18 protein-coding genes are annotated in these 18,981 nt (G+C 67.2%); 6 read left to right on the top strand and 12 right to left on the bottom strand.

All coding sequences use genetic code 11. The features are described from left to right. Positions 1-116 precede the first annotated feature (116 nt). The 4 genes from pssA to DESTE_RS09380 form a co-directional block, all read right to left on the bottom strand. On the bottom strand, positions 117-866 hold the full coding sequence (gene pssA / locus DESTE_RS09395) for a CDP-diacylglycerol--serine O-phosphatidyltransferase (protein WP_035067155.1): 750 nt from the start codon (positions 864-866) through the stop codon (positions 117-119). A 58-nt stretch (positions 867-924) separates the two neighbouring features. After that, a complete protein-coding gene (locus tag DESTE_RS09390; RefSeq protein ID WP_035067153.1) occupies positions 925-1,569 on the bottom strand; it encodes a phosphatidylserine decarboxylase family protein in 645 nt (214 codons plus the stop codon). 188 nt (positions 1,570-1,757) lie between these two features. After that, positions 1,758-2,696: a TVP38/TMEM64 family protein gene (locus DESTE_RS09385; RefSeq protein WP_281172050.1), complete on the bottom strand. Its 939-nt coding sequence runs from the start codon at positions 2,694-2,696 to the stop codon at positions 1,758-1,760. A gap of 176 nt (positions 2,697-2,872) precedes the next feature. Then, positions 2,873-3,529, bottom strand: coding sequence for an HAD family hydrolase (locus DESTE_RS09380; protein WP_035067150.1), 657 nt, complete (start codon positions 3,527-3,529; stop codon positions 2,873-2,875). A gap of 243 nt (positions 3,530-3,772) precedes the next feature. On the opposite strand from DESTE_RS09380, the gene DESTE_RS09375 reads away from it, so the two are divergent. From DESTE_RS09375 to DESTE_RS09355, 5 genes are all read left to right on the top strand, one after another. Further along, the gene (locus DESTE_RS09375) at positions 3,773-4,768 is read left to right on the top strand and encodes a DUF1722 domain-containing protein (RefSeq protein ID WP_035070072.1); all 996 of its coding nucleotides are present in this window, start codon (positions 3,773-3,775) and stop codon (positions 4,766-4,768) included. Between the two features lie 342 nt (positions 4,769-5,110). Further along, positions 5,111-6,193 carry a metal-dependent hydrolase gene (locus DESTE_RS09370; RefSeq protein ID WP_035067147.1) on the top strand — a complete coding sequence of 361 codons (1,083 nt, stop codon included), beginning with the start codon at positions 5,111-5,113 and terminating at the stop codon, positions 6,191-6,193. Positions 6,194-6,504: 311 nt separating this feature from the next. Beyond that, positions 6,505-6,780, top strand: a complete 276-nt coding sequence (locus DESTE_RS09365) for an HU family DNA-binding protein (RefSeq protein WP_012612903.1) — start codon at positions 6,505-6,507, stop codon at positions 6,778-6,780. 174 nt (positions 6,781-6,954) lie between these two features. Next, the gene (locus tag DESTE_RS09360) at positions 6,955-7,683 is read left to right on the top strand and encodes a chemotaxis protein CheD (RefSeq protein WP_245590790.1); all 729 of its coding nucleotides are present in this window, start codon (positions 6,955-6,957) and stop codon (positions 7,681-7,683) included. Between the two features lie 250 nt (positions 7,684-7,933). Beyond that, positions 7,934-8,785, top strand: coding sequence for a glycosyltransferase (locus tag DESTE_RS09355; protein ID WP_035067144.1), 852 nt, complete (start codon positions 7,934-7,936; stop codon positions 8,783-8,785). A 195-nt stretch (positions 8,786-8,980) separates the two neighbouring features. Here the strand turns inward: DESTE_RS09355 and ablB are convergent, their stop codons facing one another. The 6 genes from ablB to DESTE_RS18550 all read right to left on the bottom strand — a co-directional run bounded on the left by ablB (position 8,981) and on the right by DESTE_RS18550 (position 15,996). Then, on the bottom strand, positions 8,981-10,066 hold the full coding sequence (gene ablB / locus DESTE_RS09350; protein WP_084559418.1) for a putative beta-lysine N-acetyltransferase: 1,086 nt from the start codon (positions 10,064-10,066) through the stop codon (positions 8,981-8,983). Further along, positions 10,056-11,318 (bottom strand): lysine 2,3-aminomutase, encoded by a 1,263-nt coding sequence (gene kamA / locus DESTE_RS09345; RefSeq protein WP_051384615.1) that lies wholly within the window; start codon positions 11,316-11,318, stop codon positions 10,056-10,058. The genes ablB and kamA overlap by 11 nt, the downstream gene beginning before the upstream one ends. A gap of 285 nt (positions 11,319-11,603) precedes the next feature. Then, complete coding sequence (locus DESTE_RS09340) at positions 11,604-12,395, bottom strand: amino acid ABC transporter ATP-binding protein (RefSeq protein WP_051384403.1); 792 nt, start codon at positions 12,393-12,395, stop codon at positions 11,604-11,606. 70 nt (positions 12,396-12,465) lie between these two features. Continuing rightward, positions 12,466-13,122 (bottom strand): amino acid ABC transporter permease, encoded by a 657-nt coding sequence (locus DESTE_RS09335; protein WP_035067141.1) that lies wholly within the window; start codon positions 13,120-13,122, stop codon positions 12,466-12,468. 199 nt (positions 13,123-13,321) lie between these two features. Continuing rightward, positions 13,322-14,149 carry an ABC transporter substrate-binding protein gene (locus DESTE_RS09330; protein WP_084559417.1) on the bottom strand — a complete coding sequence of 276 codons (828 nt, stop codon included), beginning with the start codon at positions 14,147-14,149 and terminating at the stop codon, positions 13,322-13,324. Positions 14,150-14,589: 440 nt separating this feature from the next. Then, complete coding sequence (locus DESTE_RS18550; RefSeq protein ID WP_035067137.1) at positions 14,590-15,996, bottom strand: LuxR C-terminal-related transcriptional regulator; 1,407 nt, start codon at positions 15,994-15,996, stop codon at positions 14,590-14,592. Positions 15,997-16,348: 352 nt separating this feature from the next. Here DESTE_RS18550 and DESTE_RS09320 point away from each other — a divergent pair, with 352 nt between their 5' ends. After that, positions 16,349-18,016, top strand: a complete 1,668-nt coding sequence (locus DESTE_RS09320; protein WP_035067134.1) for an aldehyde dehydrogenase family protein — start codon at positions 16,349-16,351, stop codon at positions 18,014-18,016. 333 nt (positions 18,017-18,349) lie between these two features. On the opposite strand, the gene brnA is transcribed toward DESTE_RS09320, so the two are convergent. Then, the gene (gene brnA / locus DESTE_RS09315) at positions 18,350-18,592 is read right to left on the bottom strand and encodes a type II toxin-antitoxin system BrnA family antitoxin (RefSeq protein WP_035067131.1); all 243 of its coding nucleotides are present in this window, start codon (positions 18,590-18,592) and stop codon (positions 18,350-18,352) included. Further along, positions 18,570-18,845: a BrnT family toxin gene (locus tag DESTE_RS09310; protein WP_035067128.1), complete on the bottom strand. Its 276-nt coding sequence runs from the start codon at positions 18,843-18,845 to the stop codon at positions 18,570-18,572. Before DESTE_RS09310 ends, brnA begins: the two co-directional genes overlap by 23 nt. Positions 18,846-18,981 lie beyond the last annotated feature (136 nt).

Genomic DNA, 18,981 nt, shown 5'->3' with positions numbered 1-18,981 from the left:
TTCGTTAGCTGCGCGCCGGCCCGGGAGACGGGACTCTGGCTGAGAGGAGGGTACACGTCCGCCCGGGAACGGCGGGCGTTCCTGACACGGAGGTACGGGGCGCTGCTACGACAACCCTAGGATAGGCTGCGTAGTAGCTTGTGATTGCGGCGGGGAATGATGACGAAGGTGTACACGGGACCAGAGATGAGGTAGCCCGCGAACACCAGGAAACCCAAGAGCTTGGGTTCGGAGGAGACGAGTACGAACAGCAGGATGGCGGTAACCATCGAGCTGAACGGATGGGCCTTGATGAGCCCGTATTCCTTGAAGGATGCGTAGCGCACGCGGCTTACCATGAGGAAGGCGAGCACAAAGGCGAGCGCAAGGCAGAAGCGCGGGAACATGACCGCGAGCTGGTCGGGCACGTAGGGGCTGAACAGCACCAGCGTGGCCACGGCGCAACCGGCCGCCGGAATGGGCAGGCCGATGAAGAACTTCTTTGAGGTGGTGGCGGTGGAGATGTTGAACCGGGCAAGGCGCAACGCCCCGCACACCGCGAACAGGAAGGCGGCGGCAATGCCGAGGCGACCGTACTGGTGCAGCTGCCACTGGTACATCATGAAGCCGGGTGCCACGCCGAAGGCCACCAGGTCGCACAGCGAATCGTACTGGACGCCGAATTCGCTGGCGGTGTTGGTGAGACGGGCCACCTTGCCGTCCAGACCGTCCATGAGGGCGCTGAACAGAATGGCCATGGCGCAGTCTTCGTACCGCCCGGAAACGGCCCACAACATCCCCAGGAAGCCTGCAAAGAGACTTGCCGTGGTGAAGAGGTTCGGGAGGATGTACACTCCCTTGTGGATCGGGCGGGCGGGCTGTTCCATGGCCTTGCGGCTGTCCTGTGCCTTTCTGCGGTCCGTGAACCGAAGGAATTGATGGGGGTTAGGCGTTGCGGCGCGCCACGATGGTCTGCCCGGCGAACACCTGTTCACCCACGTTCACCGACGGAGAATAGTCGTCCGGCAGGTAAAGGTCAACCCGCGAGCCGAAGCGGATCATGCCGAAGCGCTCGCCCCGGTCCAGCGTGTCGCCTTCATCGGTGCGGCACACGATGCGCCGGGCGATCAGCCCCGCAATCTGCACGAAGGTCCAGGCGGAGCCGCCGTCATCGGTCATCTGGTAGGCGCAGCGTTCGTTGTCAGTGGATGCCTTGTCCCAGGCAGCGTTCAGGAACTTGCCGGGATGATAGGCAATGCCGGTCACGGCGCCCGCCACCGGGGCGCGGTTCACGTGCACGCTGAACACGTTCATGAAGATGCACACCGCGGTGCGCGGCTGGCCGGTGAACGGGTCGGGCATGGTCTGCACGCGTACCACCTTTCCGTCGGCAGGGCTGACGGCAAGGCCGGGCGCGGTGGGGACGACCCGTTCCGGATCGCGGAAGAAGTGGCAGCAGAACCACGTCAGCAGCATGAACACGAAGCTGCCGGTGGCGCAGCCGAGCATGGCGAGGGAAAGCGTGACGAGGGCGCACAGGCCGATGGCCGGGACGCCTTCGGGGGTGATGCCGATGGAGGCTTTACGCATGTAGGGTACCGTTGGTTGCGGTGGTTTGCAGTGCGCCGGGGTCGCCGCGCGCGGCCCGCGTGCGGGCAATATGGCGGGAGTGTAGGCAAAAGCCGCCGTGCTGGCAACCTGCGGGCAACCGATGAGGTAATGGGACGGGGACGGGAATCGTTGGCGGAAGGGTAGCAATCGTCGAACGATCGGTAGGTTTACCCTTGGGCTGGCCTGCGCTGGTCGCCCGTACACCGCCGCGCCTCCAGCATGCGCGCCACCCGGCGCAGCAGCAACGGCGCCACAGCCAGCAGGCACAGGGTAAGTCCGGTGCGCAAGGAGATGATGTCCCCAAGGTGGCGGACGCGCCCCAGTTCCGCCCCGGCGTGCACGTAAAGGGCGTTCAGCGGCGCCATGCCGACCAGCGAGACCGTGGCGAAGGTGGAAAGGCGCATGGCGGTAACCCCGAACAGCAGGTTCACCAGCCAGTAAGGCATTACGGCCACGCAGCGCAGCCCCAGCAGGCACAGCGCGCCGGGAGAGAGGAGTCTGGGGCAGAGGGGATGTGCCCCGGCAGCATTCGCGGTGCCCGTCGCCGTGCCGCCGCTGCCTTCATTCGCCATGGCCGCGTCGATGCGGGTCAGTTGGCCGGGCCACAGGCGGCGCACCGTGCCGCGCAGCAGGTGGCGGGCGCTCAGGAAGGCCAGACAGGCCCCGACGGTGCTGGCCACGCTGACGGCGGCAAGGGCCACGCCAAAACCGAACACCGCCCCGCCGGTCAGGGTCAGGAACACCGCGCCGGGGATGGAGCAGGCGGTCATGGTCACGTAGCCCGCAATGTACGCGGCCACGCTGGTTACGGGGTGGCGGGCGTGCAGGTCCAGCAGCCGGTCGCGCAGGGCCAGGGTCTGGTCCGGGCCCGGAGTCGGAAGCTTGCCGGTAAGGAACAGCAGGGCAAGGCTGAGCAGCAGCAGGGCGGCCAGTGCTTTCAGGATGGGGCACCGTGTCCCTGTGTCGCGCGCTCCCTTTTTTGGGGCGGGGAGCGGGACACATGCGGCGGCAGGCCCGTCGTGTGCCCTGTCTCGGGGGTCGAGGGGGGCACGGGGGTCGAGGGGGCCGCGGGCTGGGGGTGGGGGGGGGCGACGGGGAATGCGCACGGGCGGGCCTGCCTGCCGGGGTGTGGGCGGCCTTTGCCAGGAAGAAAAACCGCCACGCGCAGCATGGGGGTGGCGCGTGGCGGAATGATGATGGCCCGGTGACGTAACGCGGTCGGGCACGGATGGACCCGGTCTGGCCCCCCGGCCCCTGGATTCAGTCAAAAATGACCAGGGGGTTATCCCGGCCAGCCCTCCGGCAGCGCCACCTGCGGGACCAGCGCGGCGAGATCCGTGCGGAAGGCATCGCGCCCGGTGAACAGCCGGGCATGGATGCCCAGCGCGGTGGCCCGGCCGATGTGCCCGGCGTTGTCGTCGAAAAAGGCCGCGTGCGCCGGGTCCACGCCCATGATGGTGGTAGCGTGGGTGAAGAAGCCGGGGTCGCGCTTGTTCAGCCCTTCGCGGAACGAATTGAACACCCGGTCGAAGTGGCGGTACACGCCGTGCGCCGCGTCGATTTCTTCCAGCCAGTTGGTATGGTCGCTCAGGATGGCCGCGCGCAACCCCGCGGCGCGCACCGCATCGGCGGCGCGCAGCATCTCTGGCCGCACGGTGAAGCGGCTCATGATTTCGGCGCGCAGGGCGGCGTCTGTGCCGGTCATGCCGGTGGCCGCGCGCACGGCGTTCCACCATGCGGCCTCGTCGGTCTGCCCGTTGACGTAGCCGGTGGCGTAGCACAGGTCGGTGGCCGTGCGCATGGTGGCTTCCGGGTCCAGGCCCTGGGCACGACCAATGGCGCGCAGGCCTTCGATAAAGCCTTCCTCGGCCAGCACGCCGCTGAAGTCGAAGAAGATGACGTCGATGTGGGGTGCGGCATTGCCGCGCGAGTGTGTCATGGGATATCCTTGAGGTCTGCGGGACCACGCCGTGCTTGCGGCGCGGCGCCCCGGTTTCCGGATGCCGTCGCCCCCGTGCGCCGGAAAGGCGTTGCGGGCGCGGGCGGCAACCCGTTCAGGATAACCACGCGGAGGCAAAGCGCAATGGAAGAATCCACGAGGTCTGCATCCACTGTATCTGTTACCTCAGCCTCGTTCATCGGGGATTCCGGTCCGGCGCATCCCGCTGGCGGTGATGACCGGCTGCGGGTGGGCATCAGTTCGTGCCTTATGGGCAACAAGGTGCGCTTCGACGGCGGGCACAAGCACGATCCGTACATTACCGGCACCCTTGGCCAGTACATGGACTTCGTGCCGGTCTGTCCGGAGGTGGAATGCGGCATGCCCGTCCCGCGCGAGGCGCTGCGGCTGGTGGGCGACCCGGCCAGCCCGCGCCTGGTCACGGTGAAGGGCTACGAGGACTGGACGGAGCGCATGCGCGCCTTTGCCCTGCGCCGGGTGGAACAACTGGCCGCCGAACGACTGGATGGATTCATCTTCAAGCGGGCCTCGCCCTCCAGCGGCATGGAGCGGGTCAAGGTGTACGCCGACCACGACCCCCGCGAGGTTCCGGAAGGTGCGGGCCGCGTCGATACTGCACGCATCAATCTGGGGCCACCGCAGGAAAAGGGCGTGGGCATTTTTGCCCGCGTGTTCATGGACCGCTTTCCGCTGTTGCCCACGGAAGAGGAAGGCCGCCTGAACGATCCGCGCCTGCGCGAAAACTTCATCGAGCGGCTGTTCGTCATGCGCCGCTGGCGCGCCCTTGCGGAAGCGGGCCTGACGCGCGGCGGTCTTGTGGATTTTCATACCCGGCACAAGCTGTTGCTGATGTCGCATTCGGTGGAGCACTACCGCGCGCTGGGCAGGCTGGTGGCCCATGCGGCCAGCCACGACCCGGCAGACCTGGCCCGCGACTACCTGACCGGCCTCATGGACGGGCTGCGCCTGCCCGCCACCACGGCCAAGCACGCCAACGTGCTGCAACATTGCATGGGGTATTTCAAGCGGGTGCTGACCCCGGACGAAAAGCTGGAAATGCTGGAGGTCATCCAGCGCTACCGCAAGTTGCAGGTGCCGCTGGTGGTGCCGGTAACCCTGCTGAACCACTACGTGCGCAAGTATGGCGAGCCGTATCTGGCCGGTCAGTTCTACCTGAACCCGCACCCGGTGGAACTGAAGCTGCGCAACCACGCGTGAAGGGTGATGGGGGCGGGGCCGCATGTCGGCCTGCGTCCCCCTTTCGTTCCCTCTGTCCCGGTTCTGCCCCGCCCGGTCCCATCCTTCCCCCCGTCCGGACCCACGCCCCCATCTTGCCATCCGCCGTTCCGATGACGATATATCCGGGGCACGTCCCTGTCCGATAGTCCGGTAACCGCCGCCAGGCTCCGTCCCGCCGCGCGGGCGGAAGGGCGGCGTATTCCGCAAGCTTTCGTATTCCCCTTCCCCGGCTTCTCCCTGCCCCTTCTGTTTCCCCTGCCGCACCACTCGCCCCGCGCGTCACGCACGCATTCCCAATATGCTTCCCACGGAGGTCGCCTCATGGACCCGGTAACCCATCTTGCCAGCGGCGCGCTTGTGGCCATGGCCCTGCCCGATACCCGGCGCAGCCGCTGGTTCATGCCCTTTGCCCTCATCTGCGCGGTGCTGCCCGACGTGGACGTGTTCTTCGGCGCGACGCCGCTGGCCTATCTGACCGTGCACCGGGGCATCACCCATTCCTTCGCCGGGGGCGCGGTCATGGCCCTGCTGATGGCCCTGCTGTTCCTGCCGCTGCTGCGGCGTGCTCCGCGCGATACCGTCGGCAGCGGCGGCGTGCATACCTGGGGCTATGTCCGCTACGCCCTGACGGCGTACGCGCTGATACTGCTGCACATCTTTCTGGACTGCATCACCACCTATGGCACGCAGGTGTTCCTGCCTTTTTCCGACTACCGGGTGGCCCTGCCCGCCGTGTTCATCATCGACCCGATCATGACACTGGTGATGCTGGCGTGCATCGTGGCGGCCATGGGCCGCGCGCATCGGCGCACCTTTGCCGCGCTGGGCCTGGCCTGGACCCTGCTGTGGCCCGGCGCCTCGCTGGCGGTGCAGCAGCGCGTGCAGTCCGGCCTGGTGGCGAAGCTGGCGGCCCAGCCCGTGCCGCCCGTGTCGGTGGCGGTAATCCCCGAGGCGCTGGCCCCGTTCAACTGGAAGGTGGTGGTGGACGATGGCCGCCGCTACGGCATGGCCCGCTACCAGTTGCTGAACCCGGACGCGCCGCTGGCCTTCGAACTGTTCGAAAAGGCGGACCCGGTGCTGTACCGCCGTCTGTCCGAGGCGGAGGAACTGTTCCGCGTGTATGGCCGTTTTGCCATGTTCATGACCCAGGAAACCCGGCAGGAGAACGGCGCCCCCGTGATCGCCTACCGCGATCTGCGCTTTGCCAGTACGGTGCCGTTCATGCGTATGCTGCGCGGCGAGGGCGTTCCCTTTCAGTTGTGGGCCCGCCTTTCCGCCGACGGACGGCTGGAAGGGTTCCGCTTCGTGCAGGGGCGCGCTGCAGGGGGCAACGACGGCGGCGGGGCTGGTGGAACTGGCGGGACTGATGGGACTGGCGGCGACTGGGTGCCCGTGACGCGCTGAAGGCGGCATGGTCGCGCATACGGACCGATGAAATGTGTCCACCCCCCTTGTCACAGGGAGGGCGACGCGATATTAATGGAATATTGGGGAGAAGGGCGTGGTGACGCCATGCGGCAACAGCAAAGAATGCACCCGCAACGTCCCTATGGCAGGGCGTGGAATGTGTCGGCGCAGTGCCGAGCACGCATATAACATGCCGCCAGAAAACATGTTTCGCACATGGGGTTGCCGCATCGGGGTTCCGGGGCGCGCGCGGCGGCCCCGCACCGACACGCCATGCCCCGCACGGACAGGTCCGACTGGAGGTCCACGTGAACAAGAGCGAACTGGTACGAGCGCTTGCCGAAGAGCACGAACTGCCTGTAGAGGACGCCACCGTGGTGGTGAACACCTTCTTCGACTGCGTGCGCGACGCGCTGCTGGAAGGTGACCGCGTGGAGATTCGCGGCTTCGGTTCGTTCAAGATCAAGGGCTATCGCGGCTACAAGGGCCGCAACCCCAAGACCGGCGATTCCGTGGCGGTGCCGCCCAAGCGGTTGCCCGTGTTCCGCGCCGGAAAGGAATTGAAGGACATCCTGAATCCGTAGGATTCGGGGGCGCGGGAACCTTTGCTTTCGTCATAGGTGGGGCGGCGCGCAAGGCGTCGCCATGCGGGCGGTTGCGCTGCCGGTCGGGGGGCTGGCTGCGTGAGCGCTCGCGTTTGGTTTGGGCAAGGATGCATATCGGGGATGCGTGCCGCCCGGCGGGCGGCGCAGGGGGATATGATGGGCAACGGTACGCAAGACACCTACGGGCACAGGGCATGTCCTGTCCCGGCAGCCATGCCGCGCGAGCTGGCGGAAGAACGGCTGCGCCATCTGCACCTGCGCATCGGCGAGGGCATCGTGGCGCGTCGCCCGGCCATCATCGCCACGGTGCTCGGCTCGTGCGTGTCCGCCACGTTCTTCCATCGGACCACGGGGCTTGCGGGCATCTTTCACGCCATGCTGCCCACGGCGGAAGGCAGCCGCGACCACGACTGCAACCCCTGCAAGTACGTGGACACCGCCGTGGAGGCGGTGCTGGCCCATTTCCTGCGCAAGGGCGTGCCGGTCATCGAGATCGAAACCAAGCTGTTCGGCGGCGCCTTCAGCATGAACACCGAAGAAAAATCGCTGGTGCGCTCGCTGGTGGATGTGGGGGGCCGCAACGTGCAGGTGGCCCGCGACCTGCTGCACGCCAGGGGCCTGGTGGTGTCCGGCGAACACGTGCTGGGCGAACGGGGCCGCAAGCTGCTGTTTCACGCGGGCACCGGCGAGGTGTGGGTGAAGCTGCTGCGGCGCAGCCTGGCCGAACAGGGGCGTGGCGCGGGAAGGCCCGCGCGGGGACGCCATGCCGAACCCCCGGCGTGGTCGTACGACGCCCAGCCGGAGCCGTGGCCCGGCCCCTTCCCGCTTGGCGAATCGGGCAAAGAGGAAGGTTCGGACGAGCCGGGCGGACAGGCCGGATAGCCAGCGTCGGCTAGTTCACGCCGGACACGTTGGGCCGGACAGCGTGCACCGGGCAGCGTGCACCGGGCAGCGTGCACCGGGCAGCGTGCACCGGGCAGCCCACCTCGGATTTCGTCTTCCGACTGCGCCGCCTCCATTTCACCGCCCGTTCCCGCCGCGCGCCCGCGCACGCTGGCCTTGCCGCCGGAAATGGGCTACGAGCGGGGGCAGACCCCCATTCCCACGCACCCGCACGCCGGACCCCTGCCGCATGAAGATCGTCTTCTGCATCGACGACAACCCCCGCTACCTGCTGATGATGCGTGCCGCCGTGCGCTCGCTGCGACGTCTGCACGGCGATGCGGCCCCCTGCGTGTGCGTGTACGGCGGCAGCAACCCGGCGGTGATGGACGCGGTGCGCGCGGAAGGGGTGCAGCTTGCCCGGCACACCCCGGTCATCGGCGTGCACAACGCCCCGCCGCAGTTCCACCGCTGCATCGGCGCGTTCCTGAAGCTGGAACTGGCCCTGCTGCCGGAACTGGCCGACGACGAGTACGTGCTGTACTGCGACGCCGACGTGTACTTTCATCAACCGATTCTGGGTGACGCTGCATCCGGCGGGGCGGAGCATATCCGCCCGCAGTACATGGCCATGGCCCGCGAGGCCACGGCCCCCTTCCACCACACCCACGAACAGCTGGACTACGAATGGCGGGGCCGCCGCTACGTGGTGCCGCTGCCCTTTCCCATCTGGACCTTCAGCAGCGGGGTGGTGCTGTTCAACCTTGCCCGGCTGCGGCGGCACGGCCACATCCACAACTTTCTGGCCTTCTGCGTGCAGAACCTGCACCGCATCGGCAACCTGGACCAGTCGCTGCTGAATTACTTCTTCGGCAAGCGGGTGACCAAGCTGGACCCTTCGTGGAACTGCCCGCCCTACCGGGCCGACGCGCTGACGCGGGCGCGCATCGTGCACTTTCACGGTCCCAAGCCGTGGGACACCAAACCCGCGCTGTGGAAGGACCTGCGCATCAACCACTACATGGAATTCCGCCGCCGCTGGCTGGACCTGCTGACGCCGGAAGAGCGCGAGCAGGCCGCCGCGTGGGAGGCGGCGGGGTAGCATTCCGCAGGGCGCCCGCGAACGCGGGGCGCGCCAGATCGACACCTCCCGATGCGCCGTCCGCCAGACGGCATTCCTGCCTCGGGCGATTCCCGTGATTTCAGGCCGTCCGTTCCCGCAGCCCCCGTATCCTCTCCCCAGCCAGCCGCACCACCAAGCTTTCCCGGTGTCTCACCTTGCTGTCCGCATCTGCCATCATTCGGGCAGATGCCGGTACCACACGTTCATGCTTTCCAGCCCGCCGCCGATGTTGGTGTTGTTGTGCAGGGTGCCCGCCAGGGTGTACCCGGCCCGCGCGAACACCACGTTCATGGCGTGGCTTTCGGCCCGGGCGATGGTGTAGGCGGTAAGGATGCCCATGCGGCGCACCCGTTCTTCCATGTGTCGCAGCAGGCGCAGGGCGGCCCCCCGTCCGCGTGCCTCGGGCCGGGTGGCGAAGTCGGTCATCTCGGCGCACCGCCATGCCATGTCCACTTCCGCAGAGGCGGCGGCCAGCAGGTCGTTCCCCCGGGTCGGCCCGGAATCATGTCCGTGCAGGTCGTCGCCGTCCGCAATGCCGTGGAACAGCACCCCTTCGGCCATGGACCGGGCAAGGTACGCCGGGTCGTGCACGGGAAAGGGATAGGTGGCGAAGGTGGCCGCGTACAGGCGGGCCAGCGCGGGGGCGTGGTCCGGATTCAGTTCGATCACCCTTCCCGTCTTCGGTTTCGGTTCAATTTCCTGCGTTCCGCTGGTGGCGTCGGACGGCTGGCTGCCGTGCCGTGCGCATGCCGTACCTTGTTCCAGCCCGGCTCTCCTGGCATTGGCCAGGGCCAGCACCTCGCACAGCAGTCCGGGGCGGCGCGGCACGGCACGCGCGTCCCACAGGTGCCGCCCCATGAAGCATCCGGCTGTGCGCCCCCGGCACATTCCCGGCACACGGGCCTCCACGGCAAAGCCCCGCGCCAGAAAACGATGGGCCGCGTGCTCCGGCACCCGCGCGAACAGCCGGGTGTAGCCGTGGTACGCCGCCAGTTCCTCCATCCGGTCGATGATGCTGGTCGTACCGGGTAGGCCTGATAGGCCGGGCAGGCCGGGCAGGTCGGACTCGTCCAGCTTCATCAGGTAGACCCGGTCATTGAGCGGTCCGTGCTGGAGCAGCGAGCGTCCGTGGCGGATTACCTCGTCAGGCCGCGCCCTGTCCGGATGTGTACGGTCCGGATGTGTCTGGCCCGGTCGTGTCCTGTCCGGTCGTGTCTGGTCCGGCTGCACCCGGACGGAATCCGCCGCATCAGGACGCATCGCGCCTGCGCTCCATGCGTTCATTGTCAGACGGGGTCAGGCTGCGGGTGTCGTCCCAGTCGGAGAGCAGCTTTTCCACGCCCACGGCATGGCCGGGCACGTCGCCCGCGTGCAGTTGCAGGGCGCAGTCGCCGCACCGCAGGTCGCAGCGGGCCGGGGTGTAGTCGTCCGGCTCGTGATAGGTGGTGATGACCCCCTCGTAGTTGCGCAGCACCACCTTGCCCGCGCCCCACGCCACCACGTAGTTGGGCATGACCGGTATCTTGCCGCCCCCGCCGGGGGCGTCCACCACGTAGGTGGGCACGGAAAAGCCGCTGCAATGGCCGCGCAGGCTTTCCATGATCTCTATGCCCTTGCCCACCGGGGTGCGGAAATGCGCCAGCCCTTCGGAAAGGTCGCACTGGTACAGGTAGTAGGGGCGCACCCGGTTGCGCACCAGCTTCAGGTTCAGGGAGCGGATAATCCGGGGGCAGTCGTTCACTCCGGCCAGCAGCACGGTCTGGTTGCCGAGGGGGATGCCCGCGTCGGCCAGGCGGCGCAGGGCGCGGCTGGCGTCGGGGGTGATTTCGCGCGGGTGATTGAAGTGGGTGTTCAGCCACAGCGGGTGATGGGTGCGCAGCATGTCCACGAGGTCGCTGGTGATGCGGAAGGGCAGCACCACCGGCATGCGGGTGCCGATGCGCACCACCTCCACGTGGTCGATGGATTCCACCTCGGTCAGCAGCCAGTCGAGCATGTCGTCGGACAGCATCAGCGGGTCGCCGCCGGACAGCAGCACGTCGCGCACCTGCGGGGTATTGCGGATGTACTCCAGCCCTCGTTCCAGGTCGCCGCGCGAGGGGATGGAGTCCACGTCGCCCACCTTGCGCTTGCGGGTGCAGTGGCGGCAGTACATGGAACAGGTGTTGCTGACGTGGAACAGCACCCGGTCGGGGTAGCGGTGGGTGATGCCGGGGGCCGGGCTGTCGCTGTCCTCGTGCAGGGGGTCGGCCATGTCGTGCGGCCCTATGACCATTTCGCCGGGCGAGGGGAAGGATTGCAGGAACACCGGGTCGGTGGCGTGGTTTTCCGTGTCGATGAGCGACAGGTAATAGGGCGTCACCGACATGGGAAAGCGCTCCAGCGTGCGTTCGTGCAGTTGCCGCTGTTCGGGGGTGAAGCGAATGCCCAGCGCCCGTTCGAAATCGGCCACGCTGCGCACGGCGTTGCGGATGTGCCAGCGCCAGTCGTGCCAGCGCGGGTCGTCGGTCATGTCGCCAAGCTGGGCCGCCGGGGCGGTTCGCGAGGTGCCGGGGTGATGGTGCAACGTGGGTATGTTCAAGGAAGCCTCCTTTGTCGGGGGTGAATGGGCCGGACGCGGATGCGCCCGATGCGCTCCGCCCGGACCTTGACGTCCATGGCCTGCTGCGCCAGCGCCGGATGTATGGGGCCGTGACAGGCCTGACGGGCAGGCCGGGCGCGGGCCGGGCGCGGGCCGGGCGCGGGCCGGGTGCGGGCCGGATGCAAGGCCAGGTGCTAAGCCGGGTGCTAGGACCAGCTAAAGGATCTGCCCCAGAAAGCGGCGGGTGCGTTCCATGGCGGGCTCGTCGAATATCTGGGCGGGCGGCCCCATCTCCACGATGGCCCCCTCGTCCATGTAGGCCACCACATCAGCCACTTCCCGCGCAAAGCCCATTTCGTGGGTCACCACCATCATGGTGGTGCCTTCGTCGGCCAGCCCGCGCATGACGGCCAGCACCTCGCCCACCAGTTCCGGGTCCAGGGCCGACGTGGGTTCGTCGAACAGCATCACGTCGGGCTGCATGGCCAGGGCGCGGGCAATGGCCACGCGCTGCTTCTGCCCGCCGGAAAGGGTGGCGGGGTAGGCGTCGGCCTTGTCGGCAAGCCCCACGCGATCCAGCAGGCCCAGCGCCATGTCGGCGGCCTGTGCCGCGGGCATGCCGCGCACCTGGGTTGGCCCCTCCATGACGTTGCCAAGGGCGGTCATGTGCGGGAACAGGTGAAAGTGCTGGAACACCATGCCCACGCGGGCACGCAGGGCGTTGATGTAGCGTTCGTCGCCGCGCACAGGCTCGCCCGAGATGCGGATTTCGCCCTCGTCGTGGGTTTCCAGCCGGTTCACGCAGCGCAGCAGGGTGCTTTTGCCGGAGCCGCTGGCGCCGATCAGCACCACCACGTCGGACGGCATGACCTGCAGGTCCACGCCGCGCAGCACGTGAGTGTCGCCGAACCACTTGTGCAGTCCCTGTATGTCGATGACGGGCGTTGTGCCCGATGTGCCAGATATGCCCGTTGTCGCTGCTGTGGATGCTGTGACGGTATCGTTCATGGCGCCTCCTTTCGGGGCCTGCGCCGTGTCGTGTGCGAGGGGGGCGGAAGCAGCATCAGCGGACGCCGCCTCAGGCCCCGGACACGCCAAGGCGCGCCTCCAGCCTGCCCAGCAGCCAGCTGAACAGGGCGGTGTAGAACAGGTAGAACATGGCGGCCACGGCCAGCATTTCCATCATCAGGAAGTTGGACGAGGCCAGTTGCTGCGCCTTCAGCAAGAGTTCGTTGATGGTGATGGTGCTGGCCAGCGACGAATCCTTGAGGGCGATGATGAACTGGTTGCCCAGCGCGGGAATGGCCCGCCGCAACGCCTGCGGCAGCACGATGCGCACCATGGCCCGGTGCCGGGTCATGCCCAGGCTGCGGGCGGCTTCCATCTGCCCGGCGGAAATGGAGATGATGGACCCCCGGAAGATTTCCGCCACGTAGGCCCCGTTGTGGATGCCCAGCGCCAGCACGGCAGAGGTCAGCGCGCTGAAGCCCGCCAGCCCCCGCAGGCCGAAGTAGATGAACAGCAGTTGCAGCAGCAGCGGCGTGCCCCGGATAAGGTAGATGTAGGCGCGCATGGGCAGTTGCAGCCACCACCGGCCGGACAGGCGCAGCAGCGCGGCGGCCAGCCCCAGCGCCGTGCCCAGCAGGATGCCCAGCACGGTGATTTCGATGGTCATCCATGCGGCGGGCAGGAAGTAGGGCAGGTAGTGGACCACGGCGTTCAGGTCGAAGTTCATGGCGCCTGCCTCCCGTATCCGGCGGTTGCGGCATCAGGGCTGGGGGCGATGAGGGCGATGGCAGGGATGGGGCGAGCGGGGCGGGGAGCGCGGGCTGTGGCGTCGCGTTGAGCGTAACGCCGGTCATGGTGATGGTCATGGCGATGGTCATGGGGCCGGTCGTCACATCTGACGCCACGGCGCGCGCGCCCCGCCCGGCCTAGCGTTTGGTGATGTCGCTGTGCAGCCATTTTTCGCTGAGCCTGCTCAGGGTTCCGTCGGCGTGCATGGCGGCAAGGATGCGGTCCACCTCTGCCCGCAGGGTGTCGTCACCCTTGCGGAAGGCCACGGCAATGTCCTCGCGGCGCAGCGGCGAACCCAGCGCCGTCACGTCGAACTTGCCGCCCTGCATGGCGGTGACGCCTACCACGCGGTCGGTGATCACCCCGTCCACCACACCGGTGGAAAGTTCCATCAGGGTCTGGTTGTCATCCTTGTACAGGCGCACCTCGCCCGCGCCGAGGGCCTTGGCGTCGTCGGCAAAGGTGGTGCCGGTGACCACGCCGATGGTCTTGCCCGCGAGGTCGGCGGGCGTGGCGAACGGCGCGCCCTTGCGCACCATGAGCTGCGCGCCCGAATAGTAGTAGGGCGTGGAGAAATCGACGACCTTGCCGCGCTCTTCGGTCACGGCCATGCTGCCCAGAATGCCGTCGTACGCGCCGGAACGCAGCCCCTCGATGATGCCGCTCCAGTCAGTGGTGACCGGGGCCGAGGTGACGCCAAGGCGTTTGGCCACCTCGGCGGCCACATCCACGTCAAAGCCGGTGAGGGTGTTGGTGGTGTCGTAGAAGTTGAAGGGCGGATAGCCGCCGCTCATGGCAAAGCTGATCTTTCCTGCCTTCTTCACCCGTTCCAGCCCGGTGGGCGGGGGGCTGGAACAGGCCGTGAGGGCCAGCACCAGCAGGGCCAGCAGCGAGATCAGGGAAAATAGTCGCGGCAGCGGCGATGGGCCGGGCCGCAGGAGCGCCGCCTGGGTGGGGATGTTCATGGATGCTCCTTTGTTGATGGTGATTGGATGGTTGGAGCGGAAATGACGAGTGTGATGCACGCATTGCCGCATTGATGGCGTGGGAATGGCGATGGCATGAACTGCATGGTCGCCACATGCGTTTGCCGGATGGTCATCGATGCTTGGTTGCAGCGTGCGTATCCGTGGGGATTTTTTCAGAGTGCTGCGGCGTGAATGGCGAACAGTATCGCATCATGCCGCAATGCTGGCATGATGCGTCATGACTGGCAAGAGGGGGATATGGGTTACGTGTCGGGTATGGCGGCATACCCGATGGGGGAGGTGTTTGCGCTGCTGCGGGGAAGGGGGGGAAGGCTGGTGGATTGGGCCGGGCGGGCCGGGTGGGGCGGAACGGAGCGGGTCGGGGCGGACGGGGCGGGCGTCAGGAAAGGGGGGCGTCAGCGCGAGGGGGCCCAGGCTCAGAGCAGCGACGGCCCCTGTTGCAGGTGGGTTTGCAGCGACGTGGTGCTGCCGCGCAGCCCCAGCTTCTTGCGGATGTTCTTGCGATGGGTCTGGGCCGTTTCGAACGAGATGCCCAGCAGGTCGGCTATTTCCTTGCCGCTGCGGCCAAGCTGGATCAGGCGGCACACTTCCAGTTCGCGCGGGGTCAGGCCCAGCAGCGCAAGGTCGTTTCCGCCGTCCGCCCCGTTGGCCTCGTTGATCCCGCCCAGTCTGCCCAGTCCGCCCGATCCGTTTGCTCCGTTCGGTTCGCCCATCATGCCCACCAGCTGTTCGGCAAGGATGTTGCGGTAGCCTTCGCGCACCTCTGCGGTTTCGGCGCGGGCAATCTTGTCCAGCGCGGGCAGCATGCGCCGCTTCATGCGGGTGTGCAGGGTGCGCAGCATTTCCTGCCGTTCTTCTTCCACGGACCGCAAGACCTGGCGCAGGGCGATGTTCATCTCCTTTACCTCGGCCATGCGGTCGCGCAGCGAATCCTGCAATTCCACGCGTTCGGACAGGTCGTGCAGGATAAGCTGGAACAGGCTGCCGCCCTGAAAGGCGATGCGGCGCAGGGTGGCCTCTGCCGGAAAAGTGGCGCCTTCGCCGTCGCGGGCGGCCAGCGTGCGCGTCCACTGCTTGTTGGGGGGCAGCGTACGCATGGCCTTGCGCACCATGGGGCGCGCCCGCCGCGCCAGCAGCGCGTCCACGGCGGTGCCCGCGAATTCCGTCCCGTCCGCCCCATCTGGTCCGGTCGGTCCGGTCGGTCCGGCCGGTCTGGCCGGTCCGGTCGGTTCGGCTGGTCCCGTTGGGGCTGGTCCGTCCGGCTCTGCGGGCTCGGCCCGCGTGTCCCCGGCGTGCCTGCGCAGGGCTGCCGGGTTGGCGGCAATGATCACGCCGTCCTCGTTCATCAGGAAGGTGGCGTCCTTGGCGGTGTCGAACAGCGCGTTGAACAGGGTGACCGAATCGGCCCAGGCCGAGATGTGGTCGTGCAGGCGCTGCTCGTAGCGCCGGTAGAGCGCGTGCATGGAGTGGTTGTCCGTGGCCACGACCACCAGCCCGCCCTGCGGGGCGATGGCCGGGGGCAGGGGCATGATGCGCAGCAGAAAGGTGCGCCCGGCGCGGTGAATTTCGTGGATGGACAACGGGGGGTAGCGGCGCAGCGCGTCGTCCGCCGAGCGGCCGCCAAGCCCCAGAGCCTTCCAGAACGACTGGCCGGGACGAGGCGGACTGCCCGCGCAGGCAATGGGATGCCCGCGTACTTCCAGTATGATGCCGCGTGCATCGGTGAGAAGGACAAGGTCTTTCCATGCATCGACAACCTGCCCCGGCGTGGCGGGGGCAAGCTGGCGCGGCGTGGATGATGATTTGCGGGTAGTGTTGGGCATTGTGCAGTGTGGTACTACCCGCTGTGCTGTTTGGCAAGCATGGATGATGCGGTGGCAATGCGTCGTTCATTTGCCAGAATGTCAGGGATTGAGATGCTGTTGCGGTGTGTTGCTTGTGCTGTGAGACGTCCAGATGACGGCCCGTTGGCGGCTTTCGTCACTCCCCGTATCACCCCTGCCCCGCCTTCCCTGCTGCCATCGGTGCGCAACCCTGTTATGGTGGTCCCATGTCGCGGCATGGTCCGGCCCGCGCTTCTGTGCCGCCCTGTACCGTTGCCGACCGTTCCGCGCCGTGCCGTAACCATCGCCGCCATCCCACAGCCCGGCCCGCCGCCGGATGAAGGAGTTTCGCATGTCGTCCCAGCCGACCGCCTCGACTGCTGCCCCCGCCGTCCATACCGCCGATAGCCTGCGCGGGCTGTTTCCCGTGGCCGGGCAGCCTCTGCCGGAAGCCGCCCACGCCTTTGCGCCCATAGAGCAGCGCACCTGCCTTATCGACGGCAAGCTGGAGGAATGGCCCGGCGAGATGCAGCAGGTATTTTCGCCCATTGGCGAGACCGACGCTGCGGGCGGCTTTACCCCGCGCCTGTTGGGCCGCTGCCCCATCCTTGACGAGGCCGCCGCACTGCGCGCCGTGGACGCCGCCGACCGCGCCTGGGCCGACGGCATGGGCGCATGGCCCACCATGGGCGTGGCCGAGCGCATCCGCCACGTGGAGGATTTTGCCCGGCGCATGGCGGCGCGGCGCACCGACGTGGTGCGCATCATGATGTGGGAAATCTGCAAGTCGTGGCAGGACGCCAGCGGCGAATTCGACCGCACCATGGAGTACCTGCGCGACACCATCGACGCGCTGAAGGATCTGGACCGCGCCTCGTCGCGCTTCGTCATAGAGAAAGGCATCTACGCGCAGATTCGCCGCGCGCCGCTGGGGCCGGTGCTGTGCATGGGGCCGTACAACTACCCGCTGAACGAAACCTTCTGCACGCTGATGCCCGCGCTGATCATGGGCAACCCGGTCATCGTGAAAACGCCGCGCCTGGGGCGGCTGCTGTATTCGCCGCTGATGGAAGCCTTCCGCGATGCGTTCCCCGCCGGGGTGGTCAACATCCTGCACGGCGACCGGCGCATCGTGAAGCCCATCATGGCGTCGGGCCGCATCAACGTGCTGGCGTTCATCGGGTCCAGCACGGCGGCGGACGCGCTGCGCCTGGCCCACCCGCACCCGCACCGGCTGCGCTGCGTGCTGGGGCTGGACGCCAAGAACGCGGGCATAGTGCTGGACTGCGCGGACATGGACCTGACCGTGGCCGAGGCGCTGCAAGGCTCGTTCTCGTTCAACGGGCAGCGCTGCACCGCGCTGAAGATGCTGTTCGTGCATCAGAAGCGGCTGGATGAATTCCTGGCCCGCATGGACGAGGGCATCCGCAAGCTGCGCATCGGCATGCCGTGGGACGAAGGGGTGCGCATTACCCCGCTGCCGGTGCCCGGCAAGTCCGCCTATCTGGACGACCTGGTGCGGGACGCCGCCGCGCACGGCGGCAAGGTGGCCAACAGCGGCGGCGGCACCCACGCCGAAACCCTGTACCACCCCACGGTGGTCTGCCCGGCCACGACGCAGATGCGCGTGTACCACGAGGAGCAGTTTGGCCCGGTGATACCCGTCATCCCCTTCACGGACATAGAAACGCCAGTGCGCTACGTGGTGGGGTCGCAGTACGGGCAGCAGCTGAGCATTTTCGGCAACGACCCGGACGACGTGGCCCGGCTGATCGACCCCATGGTCAACCAGGTGTGCCGGGTGAACATCAACAGCCAATGCCAGCGCGGGCCGGACACCTTTCCCTTTACCGGCCGCAAGGATTCCGCCGAGGGCACCCTTTCGGTCAGCGATGCGCTGCGCTGCTTCTCCATCCGCACGCTGGTGGCCGCCAAGGGCAGCGACGCCAACAAGGAGATTCTGACCAGCATCATCCGGGACAGGCGGTCGAATTTCCTGTCGAACGATTTCATATTGTAGGGGGACTGGCGACTGCGGGCGTAAGTCTGGGAGAGCGGGGCGCTGCCCCGCACCCCTGTAGCTCTGCTGTCCTCATCCGTAAGGTTCGCGCTGCGCGCTCACCAACGGCTGAGGCAAGGGGGCCGCGCGCGTTGCGATCGCCATCCGTAAGGCTCGCAAGCGCGCCTAACGGCTGCCGTCCCCTTGACCCCTTTTAGGGGGTAAGGGGTTTCAAATCAAAAGGCCTGCCGTATACGGCAGGCCTTTTGGCGTTTCGGAGAAAGGGGGAGCGAGGGGGGCTGGAGGTGCGGAGGCACGGCGGACGGCTCCCCGCTACCCTGCACCGAGCCAGACTTACTGCCCCTTGCGTTCCTGCAAGTGCCTGCCGAGCACCGTCTTGATGAGCGCCTGCCGCGAGACGCCAAGGATCTTGGCCTCCTTGTCCAGCGCGTTCACCATCCACAGCGGAAAGTCCACGTTCACGGTCTTCTTCTCGCGGTTGGGATGGCGGATGGCGCTGGTATCCAGAAAGGCGGTGATGTCCTCGCCCTCGTCAAAACGGCGGTCGAATTCTTCAGTGGAAATTTGCTTGGACATACAGTGCCACCTCCTCTTTTCTTGCCCGTCGCACGGATATGATGCGCACGGCCTGGCCCCGGTCAGTGATGACGGCGGCCCAGCACTGGCCTGCCAGATTTCCGATGGCCAGCCTGCGCGGCTCCGGGCCGCTTACCCTGCTGGGAATTTCAATCAGGTACGGGTCGTCCCACAGCGCCTTGGCGGCCTCGAAGTCGATACCGTGCTTTGCCTTGTTGGCGTCGCTTTTTATGGGATCGTACTCGAACAGCATATGAAAAGGGTATCCAATCCATACCCCTTGTCAAGGCGGGACAGAAAATGAAAAGGCCCCCGCTGGGAGGGCCATGGGGCCGTTCTTGCGAACAACACCCTGCGGCGCGTCACCTTCCAGGGAAGGGAGAGGCAGC

The organism is Nitratidesulfovibrio termitidis HI1, from assembly GCF_000504305.1.
Lineage (GTDB): Bacteria > Desulfobacterota > Desulfovibrionia > Desulfovibrionales > Desulfovibrionaceae > Cupidesulfovibrio > Cupidesulfovibrio termitidis.
This window is presented reverse-complemented; position numbering and strand designations above follow the sequence as displayed.